Origin of the sequence: Algibacter marinivivus (genome assembly GCF_003143755.1) — a bacterium.
GTDB lineage: Bacteria > Bacteroidota > Bacteroidia > Flavobacteriales > Flavobacteriaceae > Algibacter_B > Algibacter_B marinivivus.
Map to the genome: position 1 here is coordinate 995,362 of NZ_QFRI01000001.1, position 20,749 is coordinate 1,016,110.

18 protein-coding genes are annotated in these 20,749 nt (G+C 28.7%); 5 read left to right on the plus strand and 13 right to left on the minus strand.

Annotated elements, in window-relative coordinates; all coding sequences use genetic code 11:
* Positions 1–9: 9 nt before the first annotated feature.
* Together DIS18_RS04740 and DIS18_RS04745 are read right to left on the minus strand one after the other, a co-directional pair.
* Positions 10–1,026 (minus strand): glycosyltransferase family 9 protein, encoded by a 1,017-nt coding sequence (locus tag DIS18_RS04740; RefSeq protein ID WP_245925572.1) that lies wholly within the window; start codon positions 1,024–1,026, stop codon positions 10–12.
* 39 nt (positions 1,027–1,065) lie between these two features.
* On the minus strand, positions 1,066–1,671 hold the full coding sequence (locus DIS18_RS04745) for a DUF4254 domain-containing protein (protein WP_109351869.1): 606 nt from the start codon (positions 1,669–1,671) through the stop codon (positions 1,066–1,068).
* Positions 1,672–1,807: 136 nt separating this feature from the next.
* Between DIS18_RS04745 and upp the strand changes: the two genes are divergently transcribed.
* The gene (gene upp, locus DIS18_RS04750; protein ID WP_109351870.1) at positions 1,808–2,467 is read left to right on the plus strand and encodes a uracil phosphoribosyltransferase; all 660 of its coding nucleotides are present in this window, start codon (positions 1,808–1,810) and stop codon (positions 2,465–2,467) included.
* Here upp and DIS18_RS04755 read toward each other — a convergent pair.
* Complete coding sequence (locus tag DIS18_RS04755) at positions 2,456–3,379, minus strand: DUF6427 family protein (protein ID WP_109351871.1); 924 nt, start codon at positions 3,377–3,379, stop codon at positions 2,456–2,458. The genes upp and DIS18_RS04755 overlap by 12 nt on opposite strands.
* 73 nt (positions 3,380–3,452) lie before the next feature.
* Here DIS18_RS04755 and DIS18_RS04760 point away from each other — a divergent pair, with 73 nt between their 5' ends.
* The gene (locus DIS18_RS04760; protein WP_109351872.1) at positions 3,453–3,680 is read left to right on the plus strand and encodes a DUF6341 family protein; all 228 of its coding nucleotides are present in this window, start codon (positions 3,453–3,455) and stop codon (positions 3,678–3,680) included.
* On the opposite strand, the gene purD is transcribed toward DIS18_RS04760, so the two are convergent.
* On the minus strand, positions 3,675–4,946 hold the full coding sequence (purD, locus tag DIS18_RS04765) for a phosphoribosylamine--glycine ligase (protein ID WP_109351873.1): 1,272 nt from the start codon (positions 4,944–4,946) through the stop codon (positions 3,675–3,677). The genes DIS18_RS04760 and purD overlap by 6 nt on opposite strands.
* A gap of 101 nt (positions 4,947–5,047) precedes the next feature.
* Between purD and DIS18_RS04770 the strand changes: the two genes are divergently transcribed.
* The 3 genes from DIS18_RS04770 to DIS18_RS04780 are packed head-to-tail and all read left to right on the plus strand — an operon-like array spanning position 5,048 to position 8,673.
* The gene (locus DIS18_RS04770) at positions 5,048–6,421 is read left to right on the plus strand and encodes a phenylacetate--CoA ligase family protein (protein WP_245925573.1); all 1,374 of its coding nucleotides are present in this window, start codon (positions 5,048–5,050) and stop codon (positions 6,419–6,421) included.
* Positions 6,418–7,503, plus strand: coding sequence for a non-hydrolyzing UDP-N-acetylglucosamine 2-epimerase (gene wecB / locus DIS18_RS04775; protein WP_109351874.1), 1,086 nt, complete (start codon positions 6,418–6,420; stop codon positions 7,501–7,503). The genes DIS18_RS04770 and wecB overlap by 4 nt, the downstream gene beginning before the upstream one ends.
* 6 nt (positions 7,504–7,509) lie before the next feature.
* Positions 7,510–8,673 carry a glycosyltransferase family 4 protein gene (locus tag DIS18_RS04780; RefSeq protein WP_109351875.1) on the plus strand — a complete coding sequence of 388 codons (1,164 nt, stop codon included), beginning with the start codon at positions 7,510–7,512 and terminating at the stop codon, positions 8,671–8,673.
* On the opposite strand, the gene DIS18_RS04785 is transcribed toward DIS18_RS04780, so the two are convergent.
* The 9 genes from DIS18_RS04785 to DIS18_RS04825 all read right to left on the minus strand — a co-directional run bounded on the left by DIS18_RS04785 (position 8,670) and on the right by DIS18_RS04825 (position 20,687).
* Positions 8,670–10,079 (minus strand): exopolysaccharide biosynthesis polyprenyl glycosylphosphotransferase, encoded by a 1,410-nt coding sequence (locus DIS18_RS04785; protein WP_109351876.1) that lies wholly within the window; start codon positions 10,077–10,079, stop codon positions 8,670–8,672. The genes DIS18_RS04780 and DIS18_RS04785 overlap by 4 nt on opposite strands.
* A gap of 7 nt (positions 10,080–10,086) precedes the next feature.
* On the minus strand, positions 10,087–11,079 hold the full coding sequence (locus DIS18_RS04790) for a UDP-glucuronic acid decarboxylase family protein (protein ID WP_109351877.1): 993 nt from the start codon (positions 11,077–11,079) through the stop codon (positions 10,087–10,089).
* 31 nt (positions 11,080–11,110) lie between these two features.
* A complete protein-coding gene (locus DIS18_RS04795; RefSeq protein WP_109351878.1) occupies positions 11,111–12,265 on the minus strand; it encodes an MraY family glycosyltransferase in 1,155 nt (384 codons plus the stop codon).
* Positions 12,266–12,336: 71 nt separating this feature from the next.
* The gene (locus tag DIS18_RS04800) at positions 12,337–13,530 is read right to left on the minus strand and encodes a glycosyltransferase family 4 protein (protein WP_109351879.1); all 1,194 of its coding nucleotides are present in this window, start codon (positions 13,528–13,530) and stop codon (positions 12,337–12,339) included.
* Complete coding sequence (locus DIS18_RS04805; protein ID WP_109351880.1) at positions 13,527–15,107, minus strand: heparinase II/III family protein; 1,581 nt, start codon at positions 15,105–15,107, stop codon at positions 13,527–13,529. The genes DIS18_RS04800 and DIS18_RS04805 overlap by 4 nt, the downstream gene beginning before the upstream one ends.
* Positions 15,089–17,209, minus strand: coding sequence for a bi-domain-containing oxidoreductase (locus DIS18_RS04810; protein ID WP_109351881.1), 2,121 nt, complete (start codon positions 17,207–17,209; stop codon positions 15,089–15,091). Before DIS18_RS04810 ends, DIS18_RS04805 begins: the two co-directional genes overlap by 19 nt.
* Before the next feature lie 60 nt (positions 17,210–17,269).
* On the minus strand, positions 17,270–18,340 hold the full coding sequence (locus DIS18_RS04815) for a glycosyltransferase family protein (RefSeq protein ID WP_109351882.1): 1,071 nt from the start codon (positions 18,338–18,340) through the stop codon (positions 17,270–17,272).
* Positions 18,337–19,539 carry a hypothetical protein gene (locus tag DIS18_RS04820; RefSeq protein ID WP_146191794.1) on the minus strand — a complete coding sequence of 401 codons (1,203 nt, stop codon included), beginning with the start codon at positions 19,537–19,539 and terminating at the stop codon, positions 18,337–18,339. Before DIS18_RS04820 ends, DIS18_RS04815 begins: the two co-directional genes overlap by 4 nt.
* A 131-nt stretch (positions 19,540–19,670) precedes the next feature.
* Positions 19,671–20,687, minus strand: coding sequence for an O-antigen ligase family protein (locus tag DIS18_RS04825; protein ID WP_146191795.1), 1,017 nt, complete (start codon positions 20,685–20,687; stop codon positions 19,671–19,673).
* Between the last annotated feature and the right edge of the window lie 62 nt (positions 20,688–20,749).

A 20,749-nucleotide genomic window follows, 5' to 3' on the forward strand; every position in this document is an offset into this window, starting at 1 on the left:
AGAAGGCTTTTAAATTATAGATTTAATTTTTTCAACCACAACTTCTGGAGCAACACTACTCGAAGCTTCTTTATAATTTTCTGGATATTTATTACCATAGATTGAAGTTGGTACTAGCGGAAATTTTTCTCTATCTGCAATTAAACCATAATCTTGCGGTTGATTAAAAGGTGTAAAACCAGCAAATGGATGCGTAACACCCCAAATAGTTATCACTTTTACGCCTAACATGGCTGCAATATGAGCATTTCCTGAATCCATTGACAACATCACGTCTAAATTCGAAATAACATCCATCTCTTCATCAAGCGATAATTTCCCTGCTAAATTGATGGTATTATCAAAGCTGTTTTCAAATTCATTTAAAATTTCAGACTCATATTTACCACCTCCAAATAAAATAACCTGATTGTCTTCTGATAGTTTTTCAACAACCTGTTTCATCAAATTTAAAGGATACATTTTTCCTTCGTGAGCTGCAAATGGTGCAATTCCAATACACTTTTTTGAATGATTATTTACTAATTCTTGAAGTTTAGTGCTTAACGCTACCTTTTTAGGAAAACTAGGTTTTGATAAATCAACAGCATAGCCTAAACCCCTAAACACATCTGCATACCTTTGATGCGTTGTTTTAAGTTGCTTAAATATTTGTCCTGACGTTAGTAACCTTTTTTCCTTTCTGCCTTTATCAATTGAAATAAAACGCTTGCATCGAATAAATTTCTTGAGCATTTTACTTCTAAGTACGTTATGCAAATCTGCAATTACATAAAACTTCTTTTTATTAAGCTGTCTTGCTAATTTATAAAGTCCGAAAATACCTTTATGCTCACCTTTAACATCTGCAGGAAACACCTCAACATGTTCTAAATCTCTAAAAAAAGGACTAAAGAAAGCTCGTGTTAAAACCGTTATTTTAAGTTCTGGATGCTGTTTGGTAAGTGCGCGCAAAACAGGAACCGTCATAGCTACATCTCCCATTGCTGAAAGACGTATAACTAAGATGTTTTTTTGTTTTGGCATCTCAATATTTAGGATGATATTCCTGCCTTCACAGGAATTTTATTTTTGAGAACGAAGAACAGGGTTTAATTCATCGTCATTATACATTTTCATTTGCTTGTATACTTTCATGTATTTATCACCATTTTCAATATCACTTAAAAGGGTATCAATTGCTGTAGATAAATCAACACGTTGCTCTAATAAAATATCTAATTTTTTCTGGCAAGTTGCTTTATGTTCCGCAGAAGCGTCATTACGAGTTGCTTCCTCATTCATATGATAGACTTTTAAAGCCAAAATAGATAATCTATCTACGCCCCAAGCAGGACTTTCGGTATTAATTGTAGCGTTATCTTTTACAGAAACATCATTGTATTTTTCAAGGAAATAACTGTCAATGTACTCCACCATATCCGTTCTATCTTGATTGGAAGCATCAATTTGACGTTTTAAAGTTAAAGCTGCAACAGGATCTATTTGCGGGTCGCGAATAATATCTTCATAATGCCATTGTACGGTATCAATCCAGCATTTTCTGTATAACAAATGTTCTAATAAATCACTTTTTGAATATGGGTTTTCAAAAGGCTGATCTACGGTATTAATTATGTGGTATTTTTCAATAACATCTTGAAAAATCTTGTTGGCTTTTTCTGTGAACATATAAATTGGATTATAAAGTACAAAACTACGTAAAATATACAAGAATCTTTAGCATCAGAAAACTTCAAAAATGATTAAAGACAAATTTGTAAATGGGTTTCATTAACTTTACTATTCATAATTTAGTTTTAGGCGTATGGTTATTCATAATTTATCTCTTCAAAATTCTATATTGAACAATTTCTTATCTGAAATAAGAAGTGTTGATCTTCAAAAAGATAGAATGAGATTTAGAAGAAATATTGAACGTATAGGTGAAATATTAGGCTATGAAATGAGTAAGAATTTGAGTTATAACTCTGAATCGATTAAAACCCCTTTAGGGACTTCAAAAATTAATTTACCTGAAAATGATATTGTTCTCTGCTCTATTTTAAGAGCTGGAGTTCCGTTACATAATGGATTACTAAATTATTTTGATACTGCAGAAAACGCCTTTATTTCTGCTTACAGACACCATAAACACAGCCTTGAGAGTTTTGAAATTATTGTAGAGTATTTAGCTTGTCCGAATCTAGAAGGTAAAACACTTATTTTGGCAGACCCCATGTTAGCAACGGGACAATCTATGTTAGCTACTTTTGAAGCTTTAAAACCTTTTGGAACGCCTAAAGAGATTCATTTAGTTAGTGTTATTGGCGCTCAAGATGGTGTTAATTTTGTAGAACAACATTTTGATGTTAATACAAATTTATGGATTGCTGCTATTGATAAAACCCTAAACGATAAAGGCTATATTGTTCCTGGGCTTGGAGATGCTGGTGATTTAGCTTTTGGAAAAAAACTACAACAATAATAAAATAAACGGTAATACAATTATAACGGCTAAAAAGATTTCTTTAAACCACTTTTCTTGAATAATATCAATATAATTGGCGATGATAATAGCCAATGGTGCAAATAAAAATAAAAATTCACTTCCGTTTTTCTGAGGCGCTTGTATCACTATAAAAAAGGCTATAACTGCAGCTAAAATGATGATTTTAAACGATACTCTGAATGCTTTTTTCTTCTTTTTGATATTCTGTAAATAAAATATTGAAGACCATGCACCAAATGATAACAGCACAGTAATGGCAATTAAATATTGAAAAGAATTATAATTGCTAAAATCGTAACTTATTCCTGGTGAGAGATTAAATACTCCAAAAAAACTATCATAAAAAACGATTGAAGCTGCACAGGAAATTACAAAAACAGTTATAACACTCAAGAAAGGAATTATCCAATGCCTTATGTTATTATCTGTATATAAAACCAGAGACAAAATGATTAAAACAAAAAATAAAATAGACCAGAAATAAAATAATGCTGCAATGGCAATCCAAAAAGCAGCATCAAAAAGCTTTTTCTTTGTGTTTTTTGGAGAGCGTAAACTCACTACTCTTCTTAACCCTAGTAACATAAAAAAATTAGATATTAATACGTTTGAGCTACTTGTGGTTTGTGTTATAAACAACAAAAACAGACTAAATAACAAGATTTCATAGTTATTCTTATTGGTTAAGCTGTTCTTATTTACAATAAAATTTAGAAGTAAAATAGATGCAAAAATTAGAAAAAGTAAAACACTTTGTTTTAATATAAAATCAAACGATAAACCTCCATTTACGGTATTTGCCCTAGCTGTAATAAAAGCTAAAAGCGCAATAAAAAAAACAAGCGCAAAATATAATGGTCTAGATTTATTAAAAAAGCTTGTTATCATTAACTGTTTTTGTATTTTTGCTCTGTAAATATACTAACTATAAAATAGTTGGTGATTAATAAACAATTACAAAATGAAAGATTTCTTTTACGCGATTCAAGATTTATTTGTTGACTATATTTTTGCACCTTTTGATTGGTTAAGAAAATTAGAGCTTGAAAGCTGGTTTGGAGCAAACACTATATCTTGGTTATTTATGCTTATTGGATTTGTAGCTATGATTTACTGGATGCTACAGCTTAGAATATTTGATAATAATAATGAAGAAGATAAAAGTATTTCTTCACACTCATTTTTATAAATCGAATCCAATATCTTTACGATAATACATCTTATCAAAGTATAGTTTATCTATACTTTGGTAAGATTTTTTTATGGCCTCTTGATACGTTTTCCCATAAGACGTTATCGCCATTACACGCCCTCCAGAAGTTACAATTTTACCATCTTTTATTTGTGCTCCAGCATGAAACGGTATAGAATCTTTAATAGCATCTACTCCAGTAATTTCTTTTCCTTTTTCATAAGCTTCAGGATAACCCCCTGAAACTGTCATGATTGTTGTAGCTGCACGTTCATCAATTTCAATATTGATTTTATCTAAAGTAACGTTACCCATGGCTTCCAAAATTTCAACAAAATCGTTTTTCAATCTTGGTAAAACCACCTCAGTTTCTGGGTCCCCCATTCTTACATTATATTCAATCACTTTTGGATCATCACCTACTTTAATAAGCCCGATAAATACAAACCCAACATAAGGTAAGTTATCCTTTTTAAAACCGTTTATTGTAGGCTTTACAATACGTTCTTCAATTTTATTTAGAAATTCATCTGTAGCAAAAGGTACTGGAGAAACAGCTCCCATACCTCCTGTATTTAAACCAGTATCACCTTCGCCAATACGCTTATAATCTTTGGCAGTTGGTAATATTTTATAATTTTCACCATCAGTTAATACAAAACAACTTAGTTCTATTCCATCCAAAAACTCTTCAATAACTACTTTGGTACTCGCTTCACCAAATTTAGCATCAACAAGCATGCTTTTCAGTTCTGCTTTAGCATCATTCAAATCATTTAAAATAACAACACCTTTTCCTGCTGCTAAACCATCTGCTTTTAAAACATAAGGTGGGTTTAAAGTTTCTAAAAAGGCATACCCTTTCTCTACAGTACCTTTTGTAAAACTTTCGTAAGCTGCAGTTGGTATATTATGACGGTATAAAAACTCTTTTGCAAACTCTTTACTGCCTTCCAATTCTGCTGCTACTTTTTGCGGACCAATAACCGATACGTGTTTAATAGCCTCATCATTTAAAAAAAAATCATGAACCCCTTGAACTAAAGGGTCTTCAGGACCAACAACAACCATATCAATATGGTTATTTAACACTAATTCTTTTATCGCAGGGAAATCAGTAACGCCAATATTTACATTAGTAGCTACTTCTGCTGTCCCAGAGTTTCCTGGTGCTACAAATAGGTTTTTACATTTTGAACTTTGAGCAATTTTCCAAGCAAAAGTATGTTCTCTTCCTCCAGAACCAAGTATTAAAATATTCATCTATTTTGTTTTAGTTTCCCGTCTTCACGGGAATGACAAATGACTGTTTTTTAATGCTGAGCATTAAAAGCTAGTTTTAAGTTTCCGCAAAAATAAAATTAATGCTTCTAATACACGAATATTTTTTATTTACTTTACAAATTATATCTATTAAAGTGAATTTATTCGATTTTTCATTGAAACTAAATGGTTTTCCTATCAAGGAAGCTACTTATGTATTGAAAACTATACATAATAAAGATGAAAGGGAATATACTTCATATGTAGAAGATAAAAAAAAAGAAATTGTCGATTATCACTTAAAAAACAATTCATTTTATAAATCATTTGCAAAAGATGTCAATATTAATGATTGGGATTCAATTCCAATCATGACTAAAAAAGATTTACAACAACCATTAAATAAACTCCTTTCAAATGGTTTCAATAAAAAAAATGTATATATTGATAAAACCTCTGGCGCATCTGGTAATCCGTTTATTTTTGCAAAAGACAAATTTTGCCATGCATTAACATGGGCAGTTATTAAAAATAGATTTGGCTGGTTTAATATTGATTTTAATTCTTCTAAACAAGCACGTTTTTATGGTATCCCTCTTGATAAAAAAGGTAATTATATAGAAAAAATAAAAGACTTTTTAAGTACAAGAACTAGGTTTGATGTATTTGATTTAAGTGATGATGCCTTTGAAAATTGGATAAACATTTTTAAAACAAAACAACTTGAGTATATGAATGGATATACTAGCTCTATACTTCAATTTGCTAAATATTTAAAGCGCAAAAATATTATTCTAAAAGATATTTGCCCCTCTTTACAAGTGTGCATTGTTACATCTGAAATGCTTTTTGAAGACGATAAAAAACTAATGGGAATTCAATTTGGAGTCCCAATAATTAATGAATATGGGGCTTCTGAATTGGATTTAATCGCATTTGAAAACCCAAACGGGAATTGGTTAATTAATAGCGAAACTTTATTTGTAGAAATTTTAGATGAAAATAATACTATTTTGCCTTACGGCGAAGAGGGACGTATTGTAATTACATCACTTTATAATAAGGCACATCCATTTATTCGATATGATATTGGTGATATTGGCATCCTTTCAAAAGCCAGTACATTAAAAACGCCTATTCTAGAGAAATTAATTGGTCGTACTAATGATATGGCTGTTCTACCAAGTGGAAAAAAAGCGGCAGGATTAACCTTTTATTATATTACCAAAAGCATTATTGAAGATGACGGAAATGTAAAAGAATTTGTGATTGAACAACTTAAAGCAGATTCATTTAAAATTATCTATGTAAGTTCTGAAGTGCTTTCCGAAGAAAAAAAGAACATAATTACTTCTGAAATGGAGAACTACCTTGAAAAAGGATTACAGATTAGCTTTGCAAAACAAGACCAATTAATTCGTTCAAAAAGTGGTAAATTGAAACAATTTACATCCTACTTAAACCAAAATACATGAATATTACTATAGTTGCCGGTGCAAGACCAAATTTTATGAAAATTGCTCCTATTATTGAGGCTATCCTAGAAAAGAATAAGGAGGGGTTCAATATCAATTATAGATTGGTGCATACAGGACAACACTATGATAAAAACCTGAGTGGTACTTTTTTTGAAGAACTAAACATCCCGCTTCCAGATGCTAATTTGGATGTAAAAAGCGGTACCCAAGCAGAACAAACTGCTGCTATAATGATTGGATTTGAAAACGAATTAAAGCAAAACCCTTCCGATTTAGTAATGGTAGTAGGCGATGTTACCTCAACAATGGCGTGTACGATAGTTGCTAAAAAAGCACATATTAAAGTTGCTCATGTGGAAGCTGGAATTCGCTCTGGGGATATGCGCATGCCCGAAGAAATTAATAGAATTGTTACGGATAGTTTAACTGACTATTTTTTTACAACAACCTCTCTGGCAAATGCCAATTTAATTAAACTAGGTGTATCAAAATCTAAGCTTTTTTTTGTTGGAAACGTGATGATTGACACCTTGCTTAAAAATACAAATAGGTTGCAAAAACCAGCGCTTTGGGATGATTTAAACTTATCTGAAAAACAATATATGGTGATGACGCTTCATAGACCAAGTAATGTAGATGAAGAGCTGCAATTAAAAACGTTGATTACTCAAATTGTTAGTCTAGGAAAAGATTATCCAGTTATTTTTCCAGTTCATCCTAGAACTAAAAAGCTATTAAACAGTTTAAATTTAGAATTTAAAAATCTTCATTATGTAACTCCTTTAGGATATTTAAAGTTTAATTATTTGGTGAAATACGCTAAAGCAGTAATTACAGATTCTGGAGGTATAACAGAAGAAACCACCGTCATGAATGTTCCTTGCATTACTTTAAGAGAGAATACCGAACGCCCTGAAACTTGTGATATAGGAACAAATATTTTAGTAGGTAGTGATTCTGAAAAAATTAAAAACGCTTTTAAAATTTTACTTACGGATAATTGGAAACAAGGAGAAGTTCCTGAATTATGGGATGGAAATGCTGCAAAACGAATTGTTAATCATTTAACATCTATTTAGGTTAAAATGAAAGAGGTTCTAATAATCACTAATTACTTCCCGCCTGAAACTGGTGCTGCCTCAAATCGTATATTTCATTTAGCCGAAGGGCTCCAAAAGCATAATTTTAAGGTTTCTGTTTTAACACCTTTACCTAATTATCCAAAAGGAAAAGTGTTTGAGGAATATAGAGGTGTTTTTAAGCACACTTCTCTAGAAAGTAATATAACTATTAACCGGTTATGGATTTATGCTAGTAATTCTAAGAATAAGCTGCTACGTCTTATTGCCATGTTGTCATACAGTTTCAGTTTGATTTGGTTTTTTACTTGGAATAAGATTCCAAAAACGGTTATTATACAATCGCCACCATTATTAGTTGCTTTTACATCTGTGTTTTTTCTTCGATCGAAAAAAAGAAAAATTATTCTAAACGTTAGCGATTTATGGCCACTTGCAGGATTAGAATTAGGTGCTTTTAAAAAGAATTTTAGTTATAAGCTTCTCCAAAAAATAGAGCTGTTTAATTATAAATATGCTGATTTAGTTTTGGGACAAAGTGAAGAAATATTAGCGCATGTAAAATCTCTTTCCCCTGAAAAAGAAACATTTTTGTATCGTAATTATCCAGATTTTGAAGTTAAATCTACTAGACATGAAATAGATTCATCAAAAAAACTAAAGATGGTTTATGCCGGTTTATTGGGAATTGCCCAAGGTATTCTAAAATTATGTGAAAACTTAGATTATACAAGAATCCAATTTCATATTTACGGTTCTGGAGCAGAACAACATGCTATTGAAAACTTAATTAAAAACAAACCAGAATTAGATATTATTTATTATGGTGAAGTAACAAGACAAGCATTACATCAAGTCTTAACAAAATATGATTTCACAATAATCCCCCTTTTAAATAGAATTTACGGTTCAGTCCCTTCTAAAATATTTGAATATGCCCGTTTAGGAATACCAATGTTATATTTTGGTGGCGGCGAGGGAGAGGATGTTATTGAAAAGTATGAATTAGGTTGGGTTGTACAACCTAGTAATTATGAAGATTTAAATAAAGTAATTTCAAAACTTAAGCTTTCTAAGCTAGAGTCTGAAAATAGAAATAAAATTCAAAAAACTGCTATTTATAATTTTGATTTTGAAAGTCAATTTATTAGGCTTATGGATTATCTCTAATAAGCCTTTTCCTCTCCTCTTAAAGCATTTACAATAGTTTGATATATAATTTTTAAATCAAGTAATAAAGACCAATTCTCAATATAGAAAATATCGTATTTAACTCTGTTAATTATATCTTTATCCGTTTCTACTTCTCCACGACAACCTTTTATTTGTGCTAAACCAGTAATTCCAGGTTTAACACGATGCCTAAAAATAAAATTATATTTATCTATTTTTTTTGAATATTCTTCTGTATAGGATAACATATGAGGCCTAGGACCCACAACAGACATGTCCCCTTTTAGAACATTTATAAATTGAGGGAGTTCATCTATACTTGTGCTTCTTAAAAATTTTCCAATATTAGTAACTCTATTATCATTTTGTTTTACATAAGTACCTTTCACCTCTTTTGTAATGGTTAACGATCTGTATTTATAACAATAAAATTCTTTATAGTTTATACCATTTCTTTTATGCCTATAAAACAATGGTCCTTTAGATTCTAACCTTATAAGAACAAACAAAATAATTGAAAGCCAAGAAAGAATAAAAATTAAAATTAATAGTGAAAACAGAATATCAAATGCTCGCTTTATAAATTTATTAATTTCATTATTTAACGAAACTTCTTGGATTGATAATACTGGGAGGTAGTTATAGAAATCAGTATTGAGGCGTTTAGAAAAAAGCCTTGATGTATTTGGAATAAACTTAATGTTACAATGGTTTATGTTTGCATACTTAACAAATTCATTTACTTGTTTTTCAGTTAATTCATCTATTGCACAATAAATTTCATCAATATTATTATCCTTTTCAAGGAAATCAAAACTATCTTTGATAGTTCCGGAAGTCTTTTCTTCTTTTTTATCGCTAAATACTGCTTTTAAATTATACCCTAATTCTTTTTTATTTAAAAATATACTCTTGAGCTCCTCAACACAAGAACCTCCACCTATTATTATAACGTTTCTTAAATTTCCTTTTAAATAAGATCTAACTGTTTTTAAAATATAAAAACTTAAAATTTTAAGCGTTGCTATAGCTAAAAATGAATAAATCAGATATTTTAAAACAATAAAAGCTTGTACATTGATACTCCTAAAAATACCAATAAATGCAAAGACTATAACTCCATAAGCTATGAATTGTTTTGCTAGAAGAGAAACTATATTAATTAATGAAGTATATCTATAAACTTTATAAAATTTTAATAAAAAAGAAGAAGATAGCCAAAGAATAATTGAATATACAGAGTAAAGTAAGTACTTATCATTGAAGAATTTTGTTGAAAAAAAATACAGGTTTTCTTCATTAAAGCTTAATAAATAAACGGCGAATACATTTATAACTAAAAGATCGTAAATTATTAACGCTGGTCTTAAAAGCCATGAATATCTACCACGTATATACCCCATAAGCTGTTTATTTGTTTATATAACTTGAAAAATCTTTATGTTCACTCTTATATAACTCTTCTTCTGTTAAACTTTTAAAATATTCAAAGGTTATTTTCATGCCTTCGAATCTTTCTACTTTAGGTTCCCATCCTAGTAACTTTTTAGCTAGAGTTATATCTGGTTGTCTTTGCATTGGGTCATTTACAGGTAAATCTTTATAAATTAGCTTTTGTTTTGTTCCTGTCAATTTAATAATCTCTTCTGCAAAATCCTTAATCGTTATTTCATTAGGATTCCCAATATTTACAGGTTCTGAATAATCACTAAGTAACAGTCTATATATCCCTTCAATTTGATCATCTACATAACAAAATGAGCGTGTTTGAGAGCCGTCACCAAAAATAGTTAAATCTTCTCCTCTAAGCGCTTGACCCAAAAATGCTGGTATAACCCGACCATCATTTAATCTCATTCTAGGTCCATAAGTATTAAATATACGTACAATACGAGTTTCTATACCATGAAATCGATGATAAGCCATTGTAATAGATTCTTGGAAACGTTTAGCCTCATCATAAACTCCACGAGGGCCTATGGTATTTACATTTCCATAATAGTCTTCTGTTTGTGGATGGACTAAAGGATTACCATAAACTTCAGAAGTAGAAGCAATAAGCATTCGCGCTTTTTTTGCTTTGGCTAAACCTAACAGGTTATGAGTACCTAATGCTCCAACTTTTAAGGTTTGAATTGGTATTTTTAAATAGTCGATAGGGCTTGCTGGTGAAGCAAAATGAAGGATATAATCTAAACCCCCTCTTAGCTCAATAAAGTTTGTTACATCATGTGCTACAAATTCGAAATTCTCTAAGCCTAATAAATGCTCAATGTTTTTTTTATCTCCAGTTATAAAATTATCCATTCCAACAACATAATATCCTTCAGATATAAATCTATCACATAAATGAGAACCTAAAAAGCCGGCTGCACCTGTTATTAAAATCTTTTTCCTTTGCATTAATTTTTACTTAACTAGATAATGAAAATGTTTAGTCTTGTTCAGTTGAACTAGATGGGGGTTTCTTTTTAATTTTTTGTTCAATTTTATTTATTTTTCTTTTAAAACGAATCCTTCTTTTAATATTACTAAAACTATAATTATATCTGTAAAAAAAATAACCTAATAATATAACTGTTATTACTAATACTGTAGCTAACCAAAAATTATATGATGTGCTGCCTAATATGATAAAAAGGTAAACAAATAATAAATTGAATGTTCCAATAATTAAACTCGCCTTTTTATGAGATAATTTAAAATAATCTATTAATATATGGTGCGTGTGATTTCTATCAGCTGAAAAAGGACTCCTTTTGTTTGCTAATCTAATTGTAAAAACTCTAGCTGTATCAAACAAAGGCACTATTAATATACTTATAGCAATTAAAGGAATGTTTTCAATAAGAAAAGGTAAATTATCATAGTCTTCTGGTGATAAGGCTAAAAATTTAAGGGTTAAAATACTTATTATATATCCGACTATAAGAGAACCTGTATCTCCCATAAAAATCTTCTGATCGGTTGTTGAAAAATTAAATTTCAAAAAAGCTATTAAACAACCATTCAGGGTTAAACTTATTAATAAAAAGAAATACTCTTTTGTCATATAGAATATAGTTGCATAAATTATGAGTATAATAATACCAACAATTGCAGCTAATCCGTCAATACCATCAATCAAATTGTATGCATTAATAATTGTGACCATAATAAAGCCTCCAACAATATAATATACATAAAATGGAATTTCATATATACCCATAAACCCGTTAAGAGAATGAATCATGAAACTTTCATTACTGAGTATAAAAAAAACAGAAATTAACTGAGCTGCTAATTTAGTGTAGGGTGATAACACTACTAAATCATCTTTCAGTCCAATTATAAATAGAACTGTTAGCCCAGGCATAATATAAATTGACTCTTCATAACTAGACCAATTTCTTAAAAAAAAAAGAGCTAAAATCAGTGTGTAAAAAAAAGACACTCCACCAAGGGTTGGTGTTTTTTTTACATGAGAACTTCTATTGTTGGGGCTATCCATTAAATTCTTATACTCAACTAAACCAATAATTTTAGGTATTGTTAGAAAAGTTAGAATATATGATCCTGTAAAAAATAAAATAGGATAATAAAGGGACATTATAAATTATTTAGCCGTAAAAGTACAAAGATTGTTCTAGTTTATCACATTAATGGTATACAAAACATTAATTATCTAATGATATAATCTAACATTTTTTTTGCTAAATTTTCTCTATTAAAATCTTTCTTTAAATTTTCAAAATTTGTAGAATTAAAAGATTTAGTTTGTATTTCTTTAAGCTTTTTAATATAGTTTTCTTCATTCTCGGGAATAAAAGCAACACCTACGTTATAGCTTTCAATTAATTTTTTAGCCTCTCCTTCAACTCCTAATAAAATTGGTTTTTCCATGGCGCATAATTCAAAAATTTTTGATGGCAATACGTGTTTAAAAGTCTCAGACTTTTTTAAATTAACCAAAGCAACATCTAAAATTGATATATAGTTGGCTACCTTCTCTTTTTTAACAGATGGCAACATCGTTATATTATTTAATTGCAATCTTTCTTTTAACTTTAACAATTCTTCTTTTTTTGCCCCATCTCCTAAAAACAAAAAATGAATATCATTATTGGTTATCTTTTTAGCACTTCTAAAAATAAAATCTAAACCATGAGCCATTCCGTGAGTTCCAATATAACCAATAATAAATTTATCTTTAAGATTTAAACTATTCAACAAACTATGGTCTTTTGGTGAGGAAAAGAACAAATCACTATTAACACCATTTTTTATAACAGTAATTTCATTTTCTGATAGATTATGCTTTTTAATAAGTGTCTCTTTAAAAGAATCAGTAACAACCACAATTTTATGTGCACTCTTATACATTCTCTTTTCTAAGTATTCAAAAAAACGAATTGCTAATCCAGTTTTCATAGCTCCAACTGCTTTTATAGATTCGGGCCATAGGTCCCTAACTTCCATAATCCAGTGTTTTCGTTTCCAAAAAGACAACCACCTTCCTGAAATTGCAGTAAAAAATTGAGGAGATGTAGCAATAATAATATCCGTTTTTATAAAAAGCCCTGCTATAAATGAAGCAAACATAAAACTTAAATAGTCTAAAATCCTTTTAACAAATCCTTTATTTGCAGAAATATATGTCCATACTCGAATTACTTTTATACCGTCAACAATTTCTTTTTGAATTAATTTATTTTTGTACCCTTTAAATAACTTTCCTTTTGGGAAATTTGGAGCACAAGTAACAACTGTTACATCAACACCCAATTTTACCCAGTGTTTACAGTGCTCATAAGTTCTTGTTGCAGGCGCATTTACTTCTGGTGGAAAATTATCAGTAAGGAAAAGTATTTTCATAAAAAAATTTGAGTTTTCAACATTTTAATAAATTCTATTTCAATCATTTGAGCTTTAGCAGTTTTATTAAATCCTAGAGCATAATCATATTCTAAAATATTGATTTTATTTACATCTTCAGAAAAAGTTATTGAAACTTTATTACCTGAAAGTATTACTGAATTCTTTTTTTTTGATATACTTATGCTTGGATGGAAATGAAGAAAAGCTTTAACTTTATTATTTGTGTTTTTTGAAAGTTTATCTTCAATAATTATTTCTTTGTCTTTAGAAATAAATTTACGGGTGTGTAATATATTTAACTTTTTATAACCATCATGAGTTGCCTCTATTTTCTTACTACTTTCTTTTAAATATACAATTTTTGCTCTTTCAGCTACTCTAAAACCGCTCCAAACTTGTGATTGATTAATATTACCTATTTTAACTGTATTATGTGACTCTGTACTTCGCTGTAACTGTCTTAATTCGTTTTTTTCATAAGTTGATGTTCCAGTATCCACAATCACTGGGGTTCCATTTACGTAAAGCTCAAAATTAAATGTATCCGAATGTACGTGAGCTGGTTGATATGAAACACCTATATGACCGACATCTACAAAAAGTTCGTAATTATCATTACTTATTTTACGATATCCAGAATCTGAAAGTTTTGTTTTAGACCAAGATAACTTTAATAATTTAGCGTAATTAAATAATTCCTTAGATGTTGGTGCTATACCATATGTACTGTCATTTACCATTGGAATATTACCATTTTTGAAGGTTACTTTTTCCAACCAAGATAACATGTTTATAGCTTTTTGCTCTAAAAATAGCTCTAGTTCGTTTGATTTCCAATGATTATGCTTAACTAAATTATAACAATCTAAAACCCTATGAAGTATGGTTTGATGATACATAGGTGATAATTCAAAATGTCCCCCGTCTTTTAATATTTCCTCTTCAAGTTCTTCTTTTAATATTTTTTTTGCGCTTTTATATAATTTTTCATCCTGAAAATAATATGCCCCAAATAAAAGTGAAAAACCATTTTCTAAGTAGTGGTTACCTAAAAAGTGTAATTCTTGATTAAAAAGGAGCCTTTGATAATGATTATATAATGTTTGATTTATTGATTGATTCCGAATATTGTTTTTGGATAAAAATTTAACCCAATTTATACCTCGAAGAGAAATAGTATAAGATTCTTTTCCATCTTTAAGTAAATCTTTATTTGAAATATAATCTTTAATTAAAGAAACACCTTTTTTAATAGTAATACTTTCTTGGTTGAGAAAATCAAAATAGTTTAAGTTAAAAGTCCATAATTTACCGTATTCTGAAAAATTCCAGTCTATTTCATTTTCAAAAGTATGCTCTATATTTAAAAAAAGAAACGTTTTTTTATCAAAAAAAGAATTTTGATAAAGAAACAAATCTTCCCACTTCAATAGTTTAAAATGATTTGGTAAATTCTTGTGATATTTTTTATTAAAAATCTTATCTTTAATTAAGTAATATAACCGATAATAAACCTGTTTAAGCTTAAGATATTTTACAGTATGGATTAATAATATTACTTTATCTCTATCCATTTACCTAACTTTAGAGATTCAATTGCAGCAAAAGAAGCCCTTGTTGTATTAACAATATCATCAAATGGAATTATAGCATTTCCACCTTTTTTCTGTTGCTTTATAAGCTCATCAAACTGATTAAAATGACCTTTATCTTGTTTCGAACCTGCCTTAGAAAACCCTTTAAAACCATAACCTTTTAACTTTCTCCAGTTATCCATAACTAGTGTGCGTTCCTGTGAATAAACCTCTAAACGTTCTTTAGAATAAGCCTTACTTCCGTTTGCAAAATAATTTATTACTGCATTTGTGCCGTTTTCATACTGCAACAAAATACTAGCATTATCCGTATTTTCTTCAGGATTAGTTCCCATAGCATTCATACATACTGCTTTTACTTTACTGCCCGAAAAATAGCTACATAAATCTATATAATGACAAGCTTCTCCAATTATTCTTCCACCTCCAACTTCCATATCATGTACCCAAAACTCGGGTGGAATAAAACCTGCATTCATTGTAGCTACAATATTAATTGGGGAATTTTCATTTCCTAAAAGTTGTTTCATTTTTTTTGCAAGAGGAGCAAAACGTCTATTGAATCCTACAGATATATTTACGCTTCTGGTAGTGTATTCTGAAACTATTTCATCTAATTCAACAGTGTTTAGAGCCAAAGGTTTTTCAACAAAAACACTTTTATCAGCTTTAATAGACTCTAAGACCATGGAAGCGTGCATGTTGTGCTGTGTAGTAATTAAGACCAAATCAACATCTTTATCTTTAAGAATTTCTTTATAATTTGAAGTTGAGTTAGCAATGTTATGACGTTTAGCCATAATTGTAGAGGACAAACCTCCAGAACTAGCTATATATTTCATATCCGCACCTACTTTTTTAAGATTTGGAAGAATAGTTGAACTTGTAAAATTACCAGAACCAATAATGCCAACAATACCTTTTTTTCCTTCAAATGATTTTTCTTCAATTGTTACAGTGGACTTTGGAACTTCAGTTGAATTATATTCAATAATAGAGGCAATAGATTTAGAGGAATTCATATCTCCATAAATCTTTTTGTAATCAACTAAAGAAATCCGTTCAGTAATTAAAGGCTTAACATTTAAAGTTCCTTTTGAAAGTGCAGCTAAGACCGCTTCAAAATTTCTTTTTTCTGTCCATCTCACATATCCAATCGGATAATCGTGACCTTTAGTTTCATACTCCTCATCATATCTTCCAGCACCATAGGAACATGATACTTGAAAGGACAGCTCTTTTTTGAAAAAATCAGCTCTACTTATATTCAGTCCGATAACACCTACCAAAATAATTCTCCCTTTTTTTCTACACATATTAGCAGATTGAGAAATAATTTCGTCACTTTTATTAGAGGCTGTAATAATTACACCATCTACTCCAATGCCATTAGTGTAAGATTCTACAAATTTTACTTGGTCATTGCCTTCTGCTGGGTTTATGGCAATTACTCCTTTTTCTTTTGCTAGTTTTATTTTTTCAGGATCAAAATCAAAACCTATAACATTACAACCATTTGCTAATAATAATTCTGCAGTAACCAAACCTATAAGTCCTAGGCCAACTACAACAATGGTCTCCCCAAAAGTAGGGTTTAATAGTCTTATGCCTTGTAAACCTATGGAACCTATTACTGTAAATGCTGCTTCTTCATCTGTTACATTATCAGGAATTTTAGCGGTTAAGTTTTTAGGTACATTTACATATTCGGCATGATTCCCATTTGATGCAACTCTATCTCCTACATTAAAACCTTCAACACCTTTTCCAACAGCAATAACTTCACCTACATTACAATAACCTAAAGGTAATGGTTGGTTTAGTTTATTAAAAACAGCATTCATTGTTGGTTTTAAACCATCAGTTTTTACCTTATCCAAAACCATTTTTACTTTATCGGGTTGCTGGCGAGCTTTTTGAATAAAGTTTGCTTTACCAAACTCAACCAACATTTTTTCTGTGCCTAATGATACTAGTGATCTAGTGGTTTTGATAAGTACATGTCCTGATTTTACTATAGGGGTTGGTACTTCTTCTAATATGGTTTCTCCGTTCTTTAGGTCTTGTATTATTTGTTTCATTTACCTATTGCAATTTTATAAATAGATTTAAGTTATTTTGTCACACACCCATATTAGATTTTAATCATTAATTATTCTCTCTAATATTTGCCATCGGTTTTCTTTGTAATGGTTTTTAAGAAATTTCTCAATGTCTATTTGTATATCATAAAAATTATCAAAAAAGAATTTTAGTGACTCTTCATATTCTTTAAAGTTTTTATTTGTTCTTATAACTGAATTGGGCGCTTGTATTATGTGTTTTAAATCAGCATACACTAAAGGTATTCCAAAAGACAGCAAATTAAAAGCTCTATTACTTATTGTACAAGCCTGAACACTTTTTAATTCTGAATTATATGGTAAAATTGAACAAAAAACATCACTTAAATCCAGATTTCCCCATGTAACATAAGAAACATACTCAAAATTACTGTATCTTTTTTGTAATAAAGTAATTTTATCTGAATCCTTTTCCCTAATACTTGGACCTATAAATCTAAAATTATAATTTGTTTTTTCAACCAACAATTCTACTGTATCCCAATCCAACCTACCAATAAAGCCAAAATACAAAACAGTATTTCTTTTTGAAATACTGTTTTCAGGAAATATGTATCGCTTTTGACTCCATGGAAATAATATAGCTACATTGTCCATATATCTTTTAATTTTATCAAAAAGAGGATAAGAAACAGTCAAAACATAGTCCGAATTTGTACAAGTTGCTTGAGTTTGATTTCTAATTTGTTTACGCATGCCAAATTTTGATTGCTCCTCAAAATCGTCATTAATAAATGTAATTATCTTTTTGTTTGGAAATAACTCCCTTAAAAAAGTATAGTCATAATTAAAATTCACTATAAAATCTATGTGAAGATTTTTTGATATTTTTTTTAAATATTTTTTAACAACAAAGTTATTGAGTCTTTGGATTATTGGAAAGTATCTTAATTGGTGATGAATAAGTTCTGCATGAGAAAAAAAATTAATCCCTTCTTCAATTCTTCCTTTAATTAAAAAACTTTTGTAATTGTTTTTTTCAATAAAAAAAACATTATATCCATTTTCTTTCAATAAATATGTTATTTGGTGTCTTATTCTTGGAGCCTCATCCCAATTGGTTTTAGTAAGTATAAACGCGTTTTTCATTCACCAAATTTTTGGGTAACTAATTCTTTAAAAGTAATATATAAAAACATCATACATCCTACGCTTAAAAAAAGACTTCCCGAGAAAAAACTACAGATTAAAATTATAGTTAATAAATAATTTTTATTCCTATTGCCTCTTTCAAAGAAATAATTAATTAAAAATAAAAAGTATATAACAACACCTATAAGGCCAAAGAAAAGAAAAATGTCAACAAATTCAAATTCTACTTTATAAATATTATATTCAATACCTCCTATAAGGTAATTAATAAAATTCCACTCATTACTGATATATTGAATTGCTTTCTCAAGTAATATTGACCTAGTAGATGTTACTGCTCCCATCAATCCATATTCATTATAAGCATTACCCCAAAAACTTGAATATTTGATAATATTATTTATGATATTATTTTTTAAAAAAACAGCTATAATAAACGTAAAAAATATTATTGGTCTAAGTATCTTTTTTTGCTTACTGATTATTAACAAATGAAACAAAGCTAAAAGAGCCAAATAAAGAAACATTACTTTCTTACCTAACAATAAAGAAGTAAGTAATATAAAAAATAACTTAATTAAGTTTACCTGCCTTTTTCCTAAGAAATTATAATACAAACTTGATATTAAAAACATATAATAGTAAGAAACTTCTCCGTTTTTAGCAAATATCCCATTGTATCCAAACCTGACAGTAGATGGGTAGGTTTTAAAGATATTTAGATCGAATAAAAAACCTAATAATATGAGAAATCCATTAATAATAAGTACTTTTTCTAAAATATTTACAATTTTAGGAAATGTCTGTGTTTTTAATTCTACAAATTGAAAAACAGCTATAAAAAGAAAAATATATAGGAACCTATTCAAGAAATAAATATTACCTGATGACCATCCTTTAAAAAAGATAGAAAAAGAATTTTCAATCGAAAACTGGTTAATAACAAAAAGGAATAAAAAAGAAATAGGATATAGTAAAATCTTTTGTTTTCTAAAATTAACTACAAAATAGTAAAATAATACTATTTCAAATCCAAGTTTTAAAAAACCATTTACTCTATAAAAGCTACCATCTAAATAAATGTTAGATATTTTAGATAAGAAATCACCTATAAAAAAAAGGGTCATCCAAATAATAACTATTTTGTCTATGTACTTACTCAAATGCCTTTTTTCTGTAGATTTCTTAAATTCCAAATCACATCTATATTTATATGTCTTTTAATATATTACCAAATCTCTTTTAGAGAAGTATGTTTTTAAAAACTTAAGATACGAACCGCAAAGATACTTTATATAATTATAATCAAATTAACATATTCAAATAATTACAGTAATTTAAAACTTTCTATTTTCTGTTTACTAACATAAAAAATACATGTAAAAAACACAAAAAATAATATGCCACCTTGTCTAACAAATAAATCTTCTATTAAGCCTGTTATTGCAATTGAAAGAATAAATAATAAAAAAATTATTGAACTTCTATAACCAACATAACAGATATAAAAAATCATTATGAGAAGAATAAATAAACCTATAAAACCATTAATTATTAATTCATTAAAATAAATATTATGAGTAATTAATCGTTCTCCTTTTATTAGATTATTATCTAATGGTATATTATTTAGTTTGTCTTTTCCTATACCGAAAGGAAGAGCCTCCAATGCAACTTCAATACATCTTTTATAAATATCAATCCTCAACCCTAAGCTTTGTTTAACACTTACAGTTAACCATTCATAAATACCATTAACTCCAACCAATACAGTTAAAATAAGTCCCAAAATATAGTATTTAAATCCTTTTATTTTAACACCTTTAAAAACCGATTTTAAAAGAATAATCACTAAAAAAATAATTAACAATATTGTTGTGCTTTTTCCTCCTATATAAAAACTATTAATCAAAAAGAAAAGTGTCAAAAATAACCCAATTAGTGTGTTTATTTTCTTATATAAAATAGTATTTGTAAATATTAATATAGTAATCAGCAATATATACAATCCAATATAAGTATGATGTATACTATTAGGGGTTTCTCTTGCTAACACATATATTACATAATGATCAGTAAAATCAAAAATAAACGATGGATGCTTTATAGTATAAAAATAATATAAATACCCCCAAACAAATACAATGTATGTTAAAACACCATAAAAAAAAGATTTCAATATATTAGCAAATTGCTTAATAACGAGTTTTTTTTGAATAAGTATTACAATTGGAAGAATGAAGAATGATATTTTTACTTCTCTAAATATTTTTCCCTCAAGATTTAATCTAGTTAAAGCACTAATAAAATCTGTTAAAAAGAATAATAAAAATATTATTATCAAAGGATTTATAACTATTGATTTTAAATTTAAAAAAAAATCTTTTTTAAGTAACAATATTAGAT